This is a genomic window from Oleiphilus sp. HI0128 (genome assembly GCF_001635365.1).
This window is the reverse complement of sequence record NZ_LWGG01001077.1, coordinates 1-777: the sequence shown is the minus strand read 5'-3', so window position 1 is coordinate 777 and position 777 is coordinate 1. Positions and strand designations below refer to the sequence as shown.

1 protein-coding gene and 1 pseudogene are annotated in these 777 nt (G+C 39.4%); both read left to right on the top strand.

What is annotated here, in order from left to right; translation table 11 throughout:
- The first annotated feature begins 230 nt into the window (after positions 1-230).
- The gene (gene pilG / locus A3763_RS18375; protein WP_068508694.1) at positions 231-626 is read left to right on the top strand and encodes a twitching motility response regulator PilG; all 396 of its coding nucleotides are present in this window, start codon (positions 231-233) and stop codon (positions 624-626) included.
- A 42-nt stretch (positions 627-668) separates the two neighbouring features.
- Positions 669-777: pseudogene (locus A3763_RS18370) on the top strand (response regulator); the annotation flags it as partial.

Below are 777 nucleotides of genomic sequence, written 5' to 3'. Positions count from 1 at the left end.
TTTAAACTATAAATAATAAATGCTTATGAAATTAATCGTGATTTGATATTAACAAACACTTTTAAGATATTGGTCTATAGTGAAATAATGGTCGCCGAATTTTGTATCGTGACCGTGAAAAGTAAATACCAGGTTTGACAAGTTCAGGCTTGGAATATCGTAGTGCGTCGCGTACAAGACATGTCAGACCCGACGCTAATTGTTCTTCAAGTGCCTTAGGCTGCTGGATAATGGAAGATAATTTCGAAAACCTTAAAATTATGGTTATCGACGATAGTAAGACTATTCGTCGTACCGCAGAGACTCTGCTAAAAAAAGTTGGCTGTACCGTCATCACCGCTACAGATGGTTTTGATGCGCTCGCTAAGATAGCAGACTCCCACCCCGATATAATATTTGTTGATATCATGATGCCTAGGCTGGATGGTTATCAAACCTGTGCGCTGATAAAAAATAACAGTGCCTTCAAGTCTACCCCCGTCATAATGCTGTCCAGTAAGGATGGTCTTTTTGATAAGGCGAAAGGTCGTATCGTTGGGTCAGACCAATATTTAACCAAACCATTTAGTAAAGATGAATTATTGAATACTATTCGCACCCATATGCCGAATAGCCAAGTCAGCTAATTATTTCGGTTTACAAAGAGTAGTATTTTGCCAGGAGGAATTATGGCTCGCATTTTGATCGTGGACGACTCGCCTACAGAGATTCGTAAAATTTCAACCATTCTAGAAAGCAACAATCATGAGGTGATTACCGCTGATAATGGTGCTGATG